This is a genomic window from Hazenella coriacea, from assembly GCF_004341825.1.
GTDB classification, from domain to species: Bacteria; Bacillota; Bacilli; order Thermoactinomycetales; family Thermoactinomycetaceae; genus Hazenella; species Hazenella coriacea.
In genome coordinates, this window is record NZ_SMAG01000001.1 from 111,556 (window position 1) to 125,975 (window position 14,420).

Consider the following 14,420-nt stretch of genomic DNA (forward strand, 5'->3'; position numbering starts at 1 on the left):
CTTTTCTATCCTATGCAGCAACTGCCCATTATTTGCTTCACATAATTGTCAAGAATAAGAAAAAGGGGAGAATTTTCTTTACTCATCAAAAACAATACAATAGATTTTATATGATTGTAAAATATGGAGGTCAACTTGTGAACAAACGAAAGTATTCTTTTTCTCTCGTTGTATACATAGTGTCGATTCTGTCTTTGATTGGACTAGCTACTGGCTTTGTGTTAGCAATTCAAGATCAAATAACCCCTCAAGCAAAACCATTATTTCAAGCCCCCAAAAACAAGCAAACTTCTAAAGCTGAGGGTGGAATGTTGGTTGGATTAGGGGATTCACTTACCAAAGGGATTGGTGACTCCAAAGGTTTAGGATACTTTGGTCTTGTCAAAGAAGACTTAAGAAAAAAATCCACACAACCCGTTAGCGCTGTCAACCTAGCTGTTAGTGGACAAACCTCCACTGAATTAGCGAAACAAATTCAACAGACTCAAGTTCGTACAATCGTAAAAGAAGCTGATTGGATCACTCTTACCATTGGTGGAAATGATCTGTTCCGTGGTAGTGGACGCCTCGAAAAAATCGATGAGCAAGCAGCAGAACAAAGTCGGCTCGTCTATGAAAAAAATTTAACTTTCATCTTATCAGAGATCCGCAAGCTCAATCCAGATGCTCGTATTTATATGTTTGGACTCTATAATCCTTTTGGAGACTTAGCCGAAGAAAAACGCTCTTCTCGCCTCGCTGCCGAGTGGAACGAAACCATGCATACAATATCAGCCCAATATGACCAAGTTGTCGTTGTACCTACATTTGACTTATTCCAGCTCCAACCGAATGCCTACTTGTACAGTGATCATTTCCACCCCAACGAGCAAGGTTACAGTCGAATGGCCACTCGCTTGTTACAGGTCATTAATGATACACCTCAAGGAGGGAACCTTCATGAGTAACTCCCATGTGTTAACTGTCGAAGGATTGTCTAAAACAATTGGCAAACGCAAAATTGTTCATGATATTTCATTTCAGATCGGCGAGGGTGAAATTTTTGGTTTTCTAGGACCTAATGGTGCAGGAAAAACAACTACGATCCGCATGCTTGTCGGTTTAATTCGTCCCACTCAAGGAAGTATTAAAATCGGTGGCTACGACTTGAAAAAAGATTACTTAAAAGCCATCAGCAATGTGGGTTGTATCGTCGAAAATCCAGAGCTGTATCCTTATCTCACAGGACGCGAGAATTTGGAGCATTTCGCAAGAATGGTAGACGATCTCCCCTCTGAAAGAATTGAGGAGGTCATCCGACAAGTTGAGTTGGAGCCACGGATTGATGACCTAGTTAAAACGTACTCTCTTGGAATGAGACAACGCCTAGGAATCGCTCAAGCGCTACTCGGAAAGCCTAAACTACTTATACTAGATGAGCCTACAAACGGTTTAGACCCTGCAGGAATTCGAGAGTTACGCTCCTTTATTCGTCATTTAGCACGTGTAGAAAAAATAAGCGTTTTTATTTCCAGCCATATCTTACATGAAGTACAACTCATGTGTGACCGAGTTTCGATTATTAGTGAAGGCCGTGTGGTTAAAACTGGTCGTGTTGATCAACTTGTCAGTTCACATGCCCAAGTGGAGTGGGTTCTAGAGCCCCAAAACAAAGGAGCTGACATTTTAAAAAGTCTTTCTGATGTAAAACATGTAGAACTACTTGAAGCTAACCGTATTCTCGTTCATATGCCCCTAGAAAAAGTGGCTGACACTAATGAACATTTGATCAAAGAACACATCTCGGTAAAAGGGATCCGTCCCTTCCAACCTACACTTGAAGATATTTTCTTAGAAATGACAGGAGGAAAACCGATTGTTTAATCTCGTCTATAATGAAATGCTAAAGCTTGTTCGTAAAAAGCGGCTCCTTGTCATCACTTTAATACTGGTCGTATTAATTCCGATCTTTACTTATGCTCAATACCGAACAGCTCAAAATGTGATTGAACAGATGGGAACCTCAGATTGGCGTGTTGTTTTACAACAACAAATCATTGATCAACAAAATCGGCTCTCATCTAGCCGACTTCCTGATGAATGGCGGCAAATGATCAAGATCAATATTCAACAACAACAGTATTATCTTGATCAAAATATAGACCCAACGGCTCCAGGTGCACCTACTTTTATCCGAAAATTTGTAGAAGAAGCGGTTTCCCTTTTCTTGCCGTTACTCGTCGTTGTTCTAGCCGCTGACATTGTCTCTTCTGAACATTCAACAGGGTCTATGAAACTGCTACTCACCCGTCCCGTACGGCGCTGGAAGGTTTTAATGAGTAAATATCTAGCCCTACTTTTGAGTGTCTCTTTAACGGTGGTAATGACTGCCGTACTTGGCTATCTGATATCAGGACTCATATTTGGCTATAAAGGCTGGGAATTGCCTGTAATAACAGGATTTCAGGAGCAAGGAGGGCAACTGATTACTCAGAATGTACACCTGCTTCCCCAATGGAAATATATTATCATGGCATATGGTTTAGCTTGGTTTTCTAGTATCGCTGTAGGAACGATTTCATTTATGGTTTCGGTACTCGTACGTAGTACCGCTTCGAGTATGGGCGTTATGTTGGCAGCGGTCATTTCGGGAAGCTTATTAGCCCAACTTGCACCTAATTGGACTGCATTGAAATACTTAGCATTTACAAACCTCCGACTCACTGATTATCTCGCAGGTCGTCCGATTTTGGTAGAAGGAATGAATCTGCCCTTCTCACTAAGTGTATTAAGTATATGGGCCATTATAGCTCTGATTGTCGCCTTTGTCTCTTTCAATCGCCGAGATATTCTAGCTTAAATTCATGATCACAAATCAAAACAGACTGCTGATGGACAAGCGTCAGTAGTCTGTTTATAAGTTAAATGTCAGATTATTGTTCAATCTTTTGTCCTCTATATAAGCCATTTTAGTCACATAACCAGATCCTCTCAGGTCGATATTTCTCTGTCTCACTCTTGTAGCAGATCCGCAAAAGTCGCTCGTCAGAGAACGATCTTCCCTCCTAGGCTCATTAAATCAAGCTACATGATTTCTAATTGATTCAAGTTTTTTGCTCAAGTCGAGTTTTGTTATAAAGTGGATCACAAAAGTAGAATCAACAAAGTAATACTTACTAAGCTTCACTCTCCAGTCGCCACCACTACAGCTTTACGAACTCCATCTAGCTGCTGTAAGCCCACCAATACCTGATTAATCTCTGTGACCATCTGTTGGGTATCGACTGACATCGATACATTAGCTTCTCCTTGTAGAGGAATCGTTTGATGAATCGTTAACACATTGGCATCTGAGCTTGCTAAAAAACGAAGGACACTGGATAAAACACCTGCACGATGCTCCAATACCATAGAAATAGTCACAATTTTCTCCTTGACCATCGTCCGAAAAGAAAATACATGATCTCGATATTTATAAAATGAACTTCGACTTAATCCAACCTGTTCAACCGCCTCTTGAACAGAGAATACTTGACCTGTTTCAATCAATCGTTTCACTTCTAATGTTTTCTGAATCGCCTCAGGCAGCATCTCTACTCGCACAAGTACAAATGGATCTTCTTGGCTCAATACGATGTCCTCCATGTAAAAACAAATGAGTAATGCTTGCGGACATTTTATACTTTGTAAGCGTTGTCAATCAAGCTTTATTTCATGCACAATAGCTCATTATGGTAAGATATCAATAACGTACTCCATATGAGCATTTTAGTAACATGTTTATCCAAATCATGTCGGATCGATGTTTCTCTGCCTCATTCCCGTTGCAGATCCGCAATAGTCGTTCGCTAGAGAAACATCTCCCCTTCTAGGTATCTTGGCTTGAGTCACTTAAATTCCAATTCATTCAAGTGATTTTGCTCAAGTAGAGGAGTGTAGATAGACTACTATAAGGAGTGGAACTATCGTTTCCAATGACTTTGTCCTAATTTGTGGAGCGAATATCGAACTCCAAATCTATAGAAAAGGAGCGACAGTTACATATGATCTCAGTTCTATTTGTTTGTTTAGGTAATATTTGTCGTTCACCGATGGCTGAAGCAGTATTCCGTCATCTCGTAAATCAAGAAGGCCTGTCTAGCCATTTTCGAATCGACTCAGCAGGAACTGGCGATTGGCATATCGGCGAGCCTCCACATGAAGGTACACAAAAAAAATTAGCTGAACACAAAATCTCATACGAAGGAATTCATGCCCGCCAAGTGAAAATTGATGACTTTGAAGACTTTACCTATGTGATTGGGATGGATGAAAGTAACCTCGCTAATTTAAAAGAAGTCGCAGGTGACCCACATGTGAAGTTGTATCGCCTCGTAGACTTTATTCCCAAAACTCAATACAAAGAAGTCCCTGATCCTTGGTTTACGGGTAATTTCGAAGAAACCTATGAATTGGTCACCCAAGGCTGTAAAGGACTCTTAGCAAAAATTAAACAAGATCGTGGTTTAGACTCCTGAATGTTCATTTAGGAGTCTAAATCGTAATAATGGATAATAGCCGATAGTCCTAAGAATCTTTCGAATCAGATTCTAAGGGCTTCTTTCCAATGAGGTAATTCAATGAGCGAGTGTTTTCTTTCTTCTATACAATTTTCAGACTATAGTTCAATAACTGTTAATTCCGGTCTACACAAGAAACGGATTGGAAGAATCGTTGTTCCTATACCACGACTCGTGTAGAGATTAAGTCTTTCATTCACTTTATATAGTCCACTAATATATTTTTTTGAACCCTGAGGGGTAATCAAAGGTCCAATCACAGGGAAGCTGATCTGCCCACCATGGCTATGTCCCGAAAGTTGAAGATCCACATGATAGCTCGCAACAGCATCAGCATAATCAGGTTCATGGACAAGCATGATATGAAAACGATCATGATGATTTTGAGTCTGCTGAATGATTGGATGGAGATCTGGTGTTCCTTCTAATATATCATCTAAGCCAGATAAATAGATTTGATCTGTTTCCGTTTTAATCTCAGTCACTTGGTTTTTAAGAAGGGTAAAGCCAGATTCTTGTAGGCATGTTTGGACTAAAGTAACATCTCCCCAATAATCATGATTTCCAAGTATAGCAAATTTACCCAAAGGAGCTTTGAGATGCTTTAATATTTCAGATACTTGAGTGGCTTGATTTTTAGTAAATTCATAGTCAATAAAATCCCCTGTAAAGCAAATCAGATCTGGTTTTATTCTATTTATTTCTGCTGTGAGTTCCCTTAATTCCTCTAGGTCGAAGAAAAAACCAAAATGAATATCACTTATATGTACGATTCTTTTGCCTCTAAATGATTGTGGAACCCGTGAAGATGTTATTTTTATTTGTTTCATTTCGATGTTTAACCTTTCAAAAAAGAAAGAATAAGATAAAGCACTCGTACTAGCTAAACCTGCAAATAACGAGAGTCTCAAAAAGTTGCGGCGAGTTATTTTCTTTTTTGTTTGTATACTGGGTTCTGACACTAGATTCACCTCATTCAAATCATAGCGTATTGTCCTTCGAATAGTTCCTCTTAGCCATTATGGATGATAGATTTACGAAACTACGAACTTTTCTTGTTTGTTATAATAAATATTAACATTTAATTCGTTAATTCCAGAAATATATAGAGAATCGACTTAAATCTTTCTAGAGTTTTCAATATAAAAAAGTCGAACGCTTAGGTTCGACTGTAAATATCATCCTCAAAATGTTTAATCCTCGCATTTTTATTTACCTCCATCAACTAACCAAAAAGCTTATTCTCGGACTATCTCGATTTTATAGCAACGCAACTCAATCATAAGTGGAGGTGCCGATATTTTACAATTCAGCAATTCTAAATCCCCTTCAATATAGTCAGTGATCTCTAGATCCTGAATAAAATAAGGGATTTGTGGAATAGAGAGCTCTCTCATTGGTTTGATTCGGTCGCTAACATTTGTAGTTAAGTGTACTTTAGAACACCCAGAAAATAATAGTTTTACATTTGCATTTGAATCCTCAAATAGAAGTGTTACTTCATCTCCGAAATAATCCGCATGTAGTTGCAACAGTCGGGCATCCCAATAGTGTAAACGATTGATTTTTTCTTGAATTAGCTGTGCTTTCAAGATATCCCCTCATAATCTTGCAAAATAATCTGTCTACTACGTGATATGAGTAAGCCAAGTATCAAGAAAGCTCTACAATCAACTTATTTTTTCACGCCCTCCCTTTCTTGGCAACTCTTCTTCAAAGTCACAGGCAGCAATTGCTTTAAATTCTGTTTCCCAAAGCCTTTTTAGTAGGTTACCTATGTGTTCTATGTAGTCTTTTTGCTCTACATTCTCATTTGGTTCGATGTCCAGATAATATCTTGAATACAAGAAACCCTTCCTATAGAAATGGACTAATTTACTTTCATCAAAGTCTTCATTTTTTACAACATCAATTTCCATTACACCGTTAGTAATGGTTCTCCATAGCTCTTTTGATCCTGATATTGCTTTTACAATAAATTCTATTAACTCTTCTTCATTCATACTTATATCTATAAACACCTTGCAATATAAATCATCATAATATTTAAATTCTCTCTCTCCTTTTTTACATGTTGTATAAAGGGCTTATTATCAAATACCCCTCCTCTTTTAATGATTGAAATATCTACTTTCATTCCTAAGTCCTTCTCTAATTGTTTCCTAAGTGCCCTTAAACCCGCTTCACCTGCTTGAATTTTAGAACCACAGCCAAAACCATCTAATACTATGGAGGAACTTATTCACCATAGGCTACCTGTTTTTTATTATGCGTTGTTATAAAATGATGGGTGTAGTTTGAATGAATGGAGTGAGATAAATGATAGATTTGAAAAATAAACCGACTATTGTGGGAGAGAAAGTTATTCTGAGACCCTTTAAAGTTGAAGATCTTCCCCATTTAGAAGAATGTTTAACGGATCCTGAGGTAATAAAACTTACAGGAAGCTCATCTGAATTCGATAGAGAAGTAATCATTAATTGGTATAAAACAAGAAATGTACAAACCGACCGTTTGGATCTTGCCATTGTTGATAAATTCCAAAATATCTTGGTGGGAGAAGTAGTGGTCAATTTATATAATGAAAAAATCCAAAGTATGAATTTTAGAATACTCATTGGACCCAAGGGAAGAAATCGTAAGTTAGGAACGGAAGCCACCCAACTAATGATCGATTATGTTTTTAAAAATACTAAACTGAACCAACTAACTTTGAGTGTTTTTGACTTCAATCCAAGAGCAAAGAAAGTATATGAAAAAGTGGGCTTTGTTATAGATAGTGTCGATAAAAATGATTTAGAATTTGAAGGGAAATGGGTAGATTCAATTAACATGAAATTAACAAGAAATAATTGGATGAAGAGACATACCTAAAATGGGGGATGCGGTATCATCATTCGTAATTTAGATATTTAACAAACGGGCGCAATTAGGAGTAGGGGTAGCAAAGCTCGATTTTACCGCCATTTGCCACTACTAACATTAATTCACTGTACTTTCAAGATATTTCACCTTATTCCCCCCATAAAAAAAGCCGAACCGCTTAGGTCCGACTATCTTTATTAGTCTTGGTACATCGAATTAGTTAACTCAAACTCCATTTCCCCGATTCGAATCGTGTCGCCTTCTTTGGCTCCCCGTTCACGTAATTCTTGTTCGACTCCCATTTGTTTCATTGTATGGGCAAAACGAATCACACTGTCATGGTAGTTAAAATTGGTCATTTGCATTAATCGTTCGATCCGTTCTCCCTCTACCACATACACTTCATTTTCACGGCGAATCGTAAAGGCTGCCTCTTCAGCTTCGCTTTTATACACTTTACGTTCAGCGGAGAATTGTTCTTCAGCTACTGTCTCCTCAGCTAGCTCTTCTTCCACTTTGTCTAGTAAATCAGCGATGGCAAACAATAACTCTCGCAGTCCTTGACGGGTGGCCGCGGAGATCGGATACACAGGAACGTCTGGGCCCACTTGTTCCTTAAATAGCTCTAAATATTCTTCGGCATCAGGTAGATCCATCTTATTAGCTACAACGATTTGCGGACGTTGTTCAAGGTCTTGTCGATAAAGCTTAATCTCTTCGTTGATCTGTTGCCAGTCTTCATAGGGATCTCTGCCCTCTGAGCCTGCCATATCTATCACATGCACAAGGACTTTCGTCCGTTCGATATGACGTAAAAATTGATGCCCTAGACCTACACCTTCGTGGGCGCCTTCGATCAGACCGGGGAGATCCGCCATCACAAAGCTACGCCCATCCTCCACTTGTACCACGCCTAGATTCGGAACCAGTGTCGTAAAATGATACGCTCCAATTTTGGGACGAGCTGCTGATACGACTGACAAGAGAGTCGATTTACCCACACTCGGGTAACCCACCAATCCTACATCGGCTAATACTTTTAACTCCAAATCAACCCAGCGTTCTTCTCCTGGCTCCCCATTTTCTGCGATTTCGGGTGCTGGATTGACAGGCGTAGCAAAACGAGTGTTTCCACGCCCCCCACGTCCGCCACGGACAATCACCGCTCGTTGCCCATGTTCAGTCAAATCTGCGATTAACTCTCCTGTATCAGCATCTCTTACGATCGTTCCAGGAGGTACCTTCACCACTTTATGCTCTGCATTGGCTCCATGTTGAGTCTTAGGTCGTCCATTCTCTCCACGTGTCGCTTTGAAATGCCTCTGGTAACGGAAGTCCATCAATGTCCGAAGTCCTTCATTTACTTCAAAAACAACATCTCCCCCACGACCTCCATCTCCACCCGCAGGTCCACCATAGGGAACATACTTTTCACGGCGGTATGAGACAATCCCATTCCCTCCGTCTCCACCTTTTACGTATACCTTCACTTTATCTACAAACATACTTTCCACCCACCTTACATTTCCCGTTCATCTAAGCTGAAGTTGAATCTGTAAACCGTGATCTTGATTAGAAATTTGTAAATCTCCGTTCCATTTGTTCATATCATTCCGCAGTTTTTCCCACTCATGCGGAGGAAATGTCCATGACAAAAGTTCATGATCTACACTCTTCATCGTGATCCATAGATTTAGATGCTGTTCATCGATCTCAAACTTTGTCTCTATCAAACTCCAGTTAGCTTGATCCTCACCCTGTTTTTCTAGCCAAGAAAATAATACTTCTAAAATCCTTAATAGACGCTGTTCATCTTGTTGGTTCGGTAACTGGAAACCACTTGAAACCACTACCTGTATGTTCCCATTTTGAAAACGATGAGGCAACGTCATCAAGTAAACAGCTAGTGGGGCATATCCAATCTCCGAGATATTCCGTTCTTGCATAGAGGTTTCGACTAACTTCATGAGGTATGGAGTTATTTTATCCGACTTCCCTAACGTTTGGTATCCCATCAATACTTGGATGTGATTCATCCAGTCATGGCGTTGTTGACTTAAAATCCACTTGATCTGATCAGCTTCTTCGATGAGTGCTTGTTTTTGAATTCTTTGATGATAAAAATAAATACCACCCCATAAGCTAACGATGGAGCCAATAAAACAAATCATATTCCCGATCATCCCAAAAGGTTGGAACACCCAAACAATCCCTATAAGAATAGTTGGAGCAAACGACCGAATCATGAAAAAACCTCTCCTATGTAGCTAGTTCAGACCTCTATTTTACAGTATTTTTCAGCAAAAGAAAAACCCCAGACATTTGCTGGGGTTTTTCCAACCTGAAAACAATTAAGCTTGTACAGATGCAGCTACTTCTTTCACTGCTGCTGGGTAGATACTTACACGTTTTTTGTCGCGACCCATGCGCTCAAAACGTACTACACCATCAGCTGTTGCAAACAAGGTGTCGTCTCCACCTTTACCTACGTTCAAACCTGGGTAGATTTTGGTTCCGCGTTGACGAACAAGAATGTTGCCAGCCAATACAAATTGACCGTCTCCACGTTTAACACCTAAGCGTTTGGAAATGGAGTCACGACCGTTTTTTGTAGAACCTACACCCTTTTTAGAAGCAAAGCATTGAAGGTTAAGTTTTAGCATGATTTCCACCTCTTTTCAATAAAGTTATATTATATTAGATTAACAGGCTAACGTTCTCTTATTTTAACATAAGAAGGAAATTCATCAGCCATATTTCGAAGCGATACCACCATCGCCTCAAGCAATAAGCGAATCTTTGCAAGCTTTTCGGGATCGTCCAAATGAAGGGGAATACGGCAATCTACCTTACCGTCTCCATCATCATCCGCATGCATCTGGACTCCAAACATTTCCTCGATGGCATTCACCATCCCAATGGAAATACCAGATACAGCAGCACAGACAATATCCTTACCTGATTCATCAAAATCTGCATGCCCAGTAATGAGAACACGTTCGATTTCAGCTTGCTCGTTTCGCTCTACCCGAATGCGGATCATTAAGCTTCGATGCTCTCGATCACGACTTTGGTAAACGGCTGACGATGACCTCTTGTACGTTTATAGTTTTTCTTTGCTTTAAATTTAAACACAGTAACTTTTTTAGCTTTACCATGTTTAACTACTTTAGCAACCACTTTGGCACCATTGATGATTGGTGCACCCACTTTGGTTTCACCGTCTTTGTTGACGAGCAAAACTTTGTCGAAAGTGACCGTGTCACCCTCTTGAGCATTCAGTTTTTCAATGAATAAAACACTATCTTTTTCAACGCGGTATTGTTTACCACCAGTTTCGATTAAAGCGTACATGACAATCCTCCTCGTTATAGAGACTCGCCACTATAGGAAAGGTAAAAAACCTTTTTCACACTCATCCTATTGGTGTGCGGTGAGCAATCACAACGAGTATAATAGCACATAAAGGAGTTCTTGTCAAAGATTTTCCGTTTCTTAGGAGCCACCTTCAGCCCTTGGAAACAGTATATTTACACCGTAAGAAGGAATTTCATTATAGCACATCTTCAATCGATCGAATCTGGAAAATACAGTAATCCAGAGAAACAACGTCCCAACGGGATTTGAATCTATCTGTTGCCTAGCTAGTAAAAGTCTCTAATAGCAGGAAAATAAGATGATAAACTAGAATAAATGAATCCATTCACAATTTCTCAAAGTTTCTTCCTGTAGATATCCAAGTATCCTTGAGGACTGACAGTGAAGTAGGTACTGTGGATCATCGGAGATTTAGACTCTGATGTTACTGAAATCTGCTCATAGGGAGTAAGGAGTTGTTTTGATGAAAAAGTGGCTTTCATGGTTTTCTATTTTATGCATTCTTATAGTCATGAGTGGATGTAGCTTCTCTTCGAATCCCTCAGCTGGAAAGAATGATCAAGAGTTAGCCAAACAAATCAAGGAATTAGCAGAGAGTGGAAAAACGTTAACCAGTGAAGAGTTAAGTTTAAAATCAACGAAGGATGAGATCCTTCAACAATGGGGAGATCCAGAAAATCAAGAGGCAAGTTATCTAGATTACACCCAGAAGGGGGCCCAATTCACATTTGACCCAAACGGAGTTAACAAAATTTTTTGCTACGACCCTTCACTAAAATCGTTAACTCTATCCAAACTTGAAAAAACTTTTGGTAGTCCAGCGGAAGAACTAGATACAGGTGGAGATTATATTATTAAATATGAAGGGAAAAATGCTCAATTGTACTTTGGATTTGACATGTCCCTTCAAGGTCAAGTCGAAGATCCCAATGTCAATTACTATTATATTGAAAAATAACTAAATAACCTATCATCACTTTACTGAGTCCGATCCACTCAGGAATAGAGAGTAGATAAAAAGCCAAAGGCGATTCGAACTACGCCCTTGGCTTTTTATTAACTGATTAACTCCTTTATTTTGCAATTAGGACGAGCTGAGTCAAAATATTGTTCAAGGATTTGCTCTTCAGGGATGAATCCAATCACCCTTCCCTTCTGATCTACCACCTTAAGCACATGATAATGTTCTTTATACCACCGCTTCACCACACTCCACAGTGGGTCTCGTTCATTTACACATAGAGTTTGAATCTTTGCACTGTGTGAAATTCCTCGTTCCCTACGCCGTAAAAGAAACCTTATGTACTGAATGTTTTTTTGCTTCAGTGCGATTACATTCGAATAGACTAAAAACAATGATAAAAATAAGAGATGAAGTAAAACCCCATCAAGTGCAAGAATGAAAGAACCAATCACTAATAAAGTAGAACAGATAATTCCTAGCCATAGAGTAATCATGATACATAAACGATAGGGCATGAGATAGGAGAGAAGAGCTTGGATCACTCTCCCACCATCTAACGGATAGATCGGAAGTAAGTTAAACCCAGCAATCAAAAAATTACATAGAATAAAATAGTCGGTCCATCCCTTTGACCAAAAGCCTGTAAAATAAAATAAATAACTGATTATAATCATCCACATGTGTTGAAATGGACCTGCTAATGCAACAATCATTTCTTCCTGTGCAGATACTGTTCCCCACTCTTCCATCTTGGCAACTCCCCCAAAAGGAAGGAGTTGCATGGAATGAATTCGCCAACCATAAGACCAAGCTGCAGACATATGTCCGAGTTCATGGATAACTACCAATACCATCAAAGTGAGAACTTCAAGAAAATAGCCTGTCCAAATCGCTGAACAGACTAATAACCAAAATAACGGGTGAATCTGAAACTTAACTTCTTTCCACATCCGTCTATTCAAAAAAGATCACACCTGTCGGATCTATAAACTGTTCATCTTTTTTTAGTGCAATATAAACAAGGGGCTGTCCTTCTTTTTCTCCTACCTTACCGATCGGTTGTTCTTTTTGCACCCAATCTTTCTCTTTGACAGTGATCTCTTGAAGCCAACCATACCAAGTTTCCCGACCATTCCCATGTTGAATGACCACTGTATTTCCTAACCCTTCCTTTTGGCCTGCAAAAATCACCCAACCCTCTGCTGCCGCTCCCACGGGTGACTGTATAGTTGAGCGGATTACAACCCCTTTTCTTTTGTTATCAAATGGGTAGACAATTGTTCCATTGACAGGTGTCCCCCAGCTAATTGAAGTAGCTTTCGGAGCTTCCAGCTTACTCCAAAAAGCAGGTAAAATAGAGGGTGATGTGCCAACTATTTGCTGATACCATTGGGACATTCCTGAGAAGTTAAAATCACGGGTCATCACTTGAACAGTAAATTGTTCTACAGGTCTCATCGTTGGAGAATTGGATTGAAAGACTAAGAATGTAAGTACAAATAAAAATCCTGCCCCTATAAACTGATAGACCAAGCGACGCTCACGCCTTGACTTCTGTTTGATTCCTTGATTCCAAGGAGCCAGTTCAGATGTGGTTTGATCTACAAAAGATTTCTCTTCCTTAAACGGCACAGGACCCGATGGCGGGGGCGGAGTTGAAATCCCTTGTTTGATTAAACGAACTTGTTGCTCCCTCCGCTTCTTAATGTTTTGGCTCCATTCTTCTTTCACTTTTACTTCACCACACTTTGTCCAAGCCTTTTTATCAACATATGTAGGACTGGATGTGGTTATTCTTTTTAAAAGTTTATATGATAAAAAGGCTACACCTAGAGATGTAGCCTTTTCCTATGATTATGCAAACCCTAGCCATTTTTTCATTTTTGTGATAAACCTTTGTTCTGAGTCTAACACCATTAAAGGAACCATTTCACCTTGAATCCGTCTGGCGATATTCCGATATGCTTTTCCAGCAAGACTAGTATGATCAAATACCGCTGGTTCGCCTATATTTCCTGCCCGAATCACTTGTTCATCGTCAGGGACCACTCCAAGCAAATCAATAGAGAGCACAGAGACGACTTCGTCAACATCCATCATACCGCCTTGTTTCACCATTTGTTTTTTCATCCGATTCAAAACCAGCTTAGGCGGAACACTGACTTCTTTTTCTAATAGACCAATTACTCTGTCGGCATCTCGGATTGCTGTATGTTCGGGAGTAGTCACAATAATAGCTTGGTCTGCTCCTGCAACCGCATTCTTAAAGCCCATCTCAATCCCTGCAGGACAATCAATCAACACATAGTCAAAATCCTCTTTGAGTTCTGCAACAATCCATCGCAGTTGGTTACTTGACAAAGCAGATTTATCTTTAGTTTGAGCGGCAGGTAATAAAAATAGCTCCTCACACCGCTTGTCTTTGATTAATGCTTGTTGGATGCGACACGTCTTTTCAATCACATCTACAAGATCGTACACGATTCTGTTTTCTAATCCCATTAATACATCTAGATTTCTCAAACCAATATCTGTATCAATCAAACATACTTTTTTACCTGCTAATGAAAGCGCTGTTCCGATATTAGCAGAAGTGGTAGATTTCCCCACTCCTCCTTTACCAGAAGTAATCACGATACTCTCGCCCATTCCTTTCCTCCTTTCCCGAACCTATT

At 39.6% G+C, this 14,420-nt stretch carries 18 protein-coding genes; 6 read left to right on the plus strand and 12 right to left on the minus strand.

The window, feature by feature from the left end; genetic code table 11:
• The first annotated feature begins 137 nt into the window (after positions 1 to 137).
• The 3 genes from EDD58_RS00525 to EDD58_RS00535 are packed head-to-tail and all read left to right on the plus strand — an operon-like array spanning position 138 to position 2,839.
• Entirely contained in the window at positions 138 to 947 is an 810-nt protein-coding gene (locus EDD58_RS00525) for an SGNH/GDSL hydrolase family protein (protein WP_165875721.1), read from the plus strand.
• On the plus strand, positions 940 to 1,863 hold the full coding sequence (locus EDD58_RS00530) for an ABC transporter ATP-binding protein (RefSeq protein ID WP_131922893.1): 924 nt from the start codon (positions 940 to 942) through the stop codon (positions 1,861 to 1,863). The genes EDD58_RS00525 and EDD58_RS00530 overlap by 8 nt, the downstream gene beginning before the upstream one ends.
• Positions 1,856 to 2,839 carry an ABC transporter permease gene (locus EDD58_RS00535; protein ID WP_131922894.1) on the plus strand — a complete coding sequence of 328 codons (984 nt, stop codon included), beginning with the start codon at positions 1,856 to 1,858 and terminating at the stop codon, positions 2,837 to 2,839. The genes EDD58_RS00530 and EDD58_RS00535 overlap by 8 nt, the downstream gene beginning before the upstream one ends.
• Before the next feature lie 323 nt (positions 2,840 to 3,162).
• On the opposite strand, the gene EDD58_RS00540 is transcribed toward EDD58_RS00535, so the two are convergent.
• Positions 3,163 to 3,570, minus strand: coding sequence for an ACT domain-containing protein (locus EDD58_RS00540; RefSeq protein ID WP_424321646.1), 408 nt, complete (start codon positions 3,568 to 3,570; stop codon positions 3,163 to 3,165).
• 452 nt (positions 3,571 to 4,022) lie between these two features.
• Here EDD58_RS00540 and EDD58_RS00545 point away from each other — a divergent pair, with 452 nt between their 5' ends.
• The gene (locus EDD58_RS00545; RefSeq protein WP_131923407.1) at positions 4,023 to 4,496 is read left to right on the plus strand and encodes a low molecular weight protein-tyrosine-phosphatase; all 474 of its coding nucleotides are present in this window, start codon (positions 4,023 to 4,025) and stop codon (positions 4,494 to 4,496) included.
• Positions 4,497 to 4,636: 140 nt separating this feature from the next.
• On the opposite strand, the gene EDD58_RS00550 is transcribed toward EDD58_RS00545, so the two are convergent.
• The 3 genes from EDD58_RS00550 to EDD58_RS00560 all read right to left on the minus strand — a co-directional run bounded on the left by EDD58_RS00550 (position 4,637) and on the right by EDD58_RS00560 (position 6,559).
• On the minus strand, positions 4,637 to 5,500 hold the full coding sequence (locus EDD58_RS00550) for a metallophosphoesterase (protein WP_131922896.1): 864 nt from the start codon (positions 5,498 to 5,500) through the stop codon (positions 4,637 to 4,639).
• 276 nt (positions 5,501 to 5,776) lie between these two features.
• Positions 5,777 to 6,130 carry a hypothetical protein gene (locus EDD58_RS00555; RefSeq protein WP_131922897.1) on the minus strand — a complete coding sequence of 118 codons (354 nt, stop codon included), beginning with the start codon at positions 6,128 to 6,130 and terminating at the stop codon, positions 5,777 to 5,779.
• A 78-nt stretch (positions 6,131 to 6,208) separates the two neighbouring features.
• A complete protein-coding gene (locus EDD58_RS00560; protein WP_207903227.1) occupies positions 6,209 to 6,559 on the minus strand; it encodes a 1,4-dihydroxy-6-naphthoate synthase in 351 nt (116 codons plus the stop codon).
• Between the two features lie 298 nt (positions 6,560 to 6,857).
• Between EDD58_RS00560 and EDD58_RS00565 the strand changes: the two genes are divergently transcribed.
• A complete protein-coding gene (locus EDD58_RS00565; protein ID WP_131922898.1) occupies positions 6,858 to 7,412 on the plus strand; it encodes a GNAT family N-acetyltransferase in 555 nt (184 codons plus the stop codon).
• Between the two features lie 188 nt (positions 7,413 to 7,600).
• On the opposite strand, the gene obgE is transcribed toward EDD58_RS00565, so the two are convergent.
• From obgE to rplU, 5 genes are all read right to left on the minus strand, one after another.
• The gene (obgE, locus tag EDD58_RS00570) at positions 7,601 to 8,908 is read right to left on the minus strand and encodes a GTPase ObgE (RefSeq protein ID WP_131922899.1); all 1,308 of its coding nucleotides are present in this window, start codon (positions 8,906 to 8,908) and stop codon (positions 7,601 to 7,603) included.
• 27 nt (positions 8,909 to 8,935) lie between these two features.
• The gene (locus EDD58_RS00575; protein WP_131922900.1) at positions 8,936 to 9,649 is read right to left on the minus strand and encodes a Spo0B domain-containing protein; all 714 of its coding nucleotides are present in this window, start codon (positions 9,647 to 9,649) and stop codon (positions 8,936 to 8,938) included.
• Positions 9,650 to 9,754: 105 nt separating this feature from the next.
• Complete coding sequence (rpmA, locus tag EDD58_RS00580; RefSeq protein ID WP_131922901.1) at positions 9,755 to 10,066, minus strand: 50S ribosomal protein L27; 312 nt, start codon at positions 10,064 to 10,066, stop codon at positions 9,755 to 9,757.
• Between the two features lie 47 nt (positions 10,067 to 10,113).
• Positions 10,114 to 10,446, minus strand: a complete 333-nt coding sequence (locus EDD58_RS00585) for a ribosomal-processing cysteine protease Prp (RefSeq protein WP_131922902.1) — start codon at positions 10,444 to 10,446, stop codon at positions 10,114 to 10,116.
• The gene (rplU, locus tag EDD58_RS00590) at positions 10,446 to 10,757 is read right to left on the minus strand and encodes a 50S ribosomal protein L21 (RefSeq protein ID WP_131922903.1); all 312 of its coding nucleotides are present in this window, start codon (positions 10,755 to 10,757) and stop codon (positions 10,446 to 10,448) included. The genes EDD58_RS00585 and rplU overlap by 1 nt, the downstream gene beginning before the upstream one ends.
• Before the next feature lie 487 nt (positions 10,758 to 11,244).
• Here rplU and EDD58_RS00595 point away from each other — a divergent pair, with 487 nt between their 5' ends.
• Entirely contained in the window at positions 11,245 to 11,739 is a 495-nt protein-coding gene (locus EDD58_RS00595) for a DUF4309 domain-containing protein (protein ID WP_131922904.1), read from the plus strand.
• 98 nt (positions 11,740 to 11,837) lie between these two features.
• On the opposite strand, the gene EDD58_RS00600 is transcribed toward EDD58_RS00595, so the two are convergent.
• The 3 genes from EDD58_RS00600 to minD form a co-directional block, all read right to left on the minus strand.
• Complete coding sequence (locus EDD58_RS00600; protein ID WP_131922905.1) at positions 11,838 to 12,707, minus strand: site-2 protease family protein; 870 nt, start codon at positions 12,705 to 12,707, stop codon at positions 11,838 to 11,840.
• Positions 12,700 to 13,476, minus strand: coding sequence for a M23 family metallopeptidase (locus EDD58_RS00605; RefSeq protein WP_131922906.1), 777 nt, complete (start codon positions 13,474 to 13,476; stop codon positions 12,700 to 12,702). Before EDD58_RS00605 ends, EDD58_RS00600 begins: the two co-directional genes overlap by 8 nt.
• Positions 13,477 to 13,599: 123 nt before the next feature.
• Positions 13,600 to 14,394, minus strand: a complete 795-nt coding sequence (gene minD, locus EDD58_RS00610) for a septum site-determining protein MinD (protein WP_131922907.1) — start codon at positions 14,392 to 14,394, stop codon at positions 13,600 to 13,602.
• Between the last annotated feature and the right edge of the window lie 26 nt (positions 14,395 to 14,420).

Coding starts and splice junctions, on each gene's coding strand:
- EDD58_RS00565 (WP_131922898.1), top strand. CDS start 6,858: ATGATAGATTTGAAAAATAAACCGACTATTGTGGGAGAGAAAGTTATT.
- EDD58_RS00540 (WP_424321646.1), bottom strand. CDS start 3,570: ATGCTGCCTGAGGCGATTCAGAAAACATTAGAAGTGAAACGATTGATT.
- minD (WP_131922907.1), bottom strand. CDS start 14,394: ATGGGCGAGAGTATCGTGATTACTTCTGGTAAAGGAGGAGTGGGGAAA.
- rpmA (WP_131922901.1), bottom strand. CDS start 10,066: ATGCTAAAACTTAACCTTCAATGCTTTGCTTCTAAAAAGGGTGTAGGT.
- obgE (WP_131922899.1), bottom strand. CDS start 8,908: ATGTTTGTAGATAAAGTGAAGGTATACGTAAAAGGTGGAGACGGAGGG.
- EDD58_RS00595 (WP_131922904.1), top strand. CDS start 11,245: ATGAAAAAGTGGCTTTCATGGTTTTCTATTTTATGCATTCTTATAGTC.
- EDD58_RS00545 (WP_131923407.1), top strand. CDS start 4,023: ATGATCTCAGTTCTATTTGTTTGTTTAGGTAATATTTGTCGTTCACCG.
- EDD58_RS00575 (WP_131922900.1), bottom strand. CDS start 9,649: ATGATTCGGTCGTTTGCTCCAACTATTCTTATAGGGATTGTTTGGGTG.
- rplU (WP_131922903.1), bottom strand. CDS start 10,757: ATGTACGCTTTAATCGAAACTGGTGGTAAACAATACCGCGTTGAAAAA.
- EDD58_RS00585 (WP_131922902.1), bottom strand. CDS start 10,446: ATGATCCGCATTCGGGTAGAGCGAAACGAGCAAGCTGAAATCGAACGT.
- EDD58_RS00530 (WP_131922893.1), top strand. CDS start 940: ATGAGTAACTCCCATGTGTTAACTGTCGAAGGATTGTCTAAAACAATT.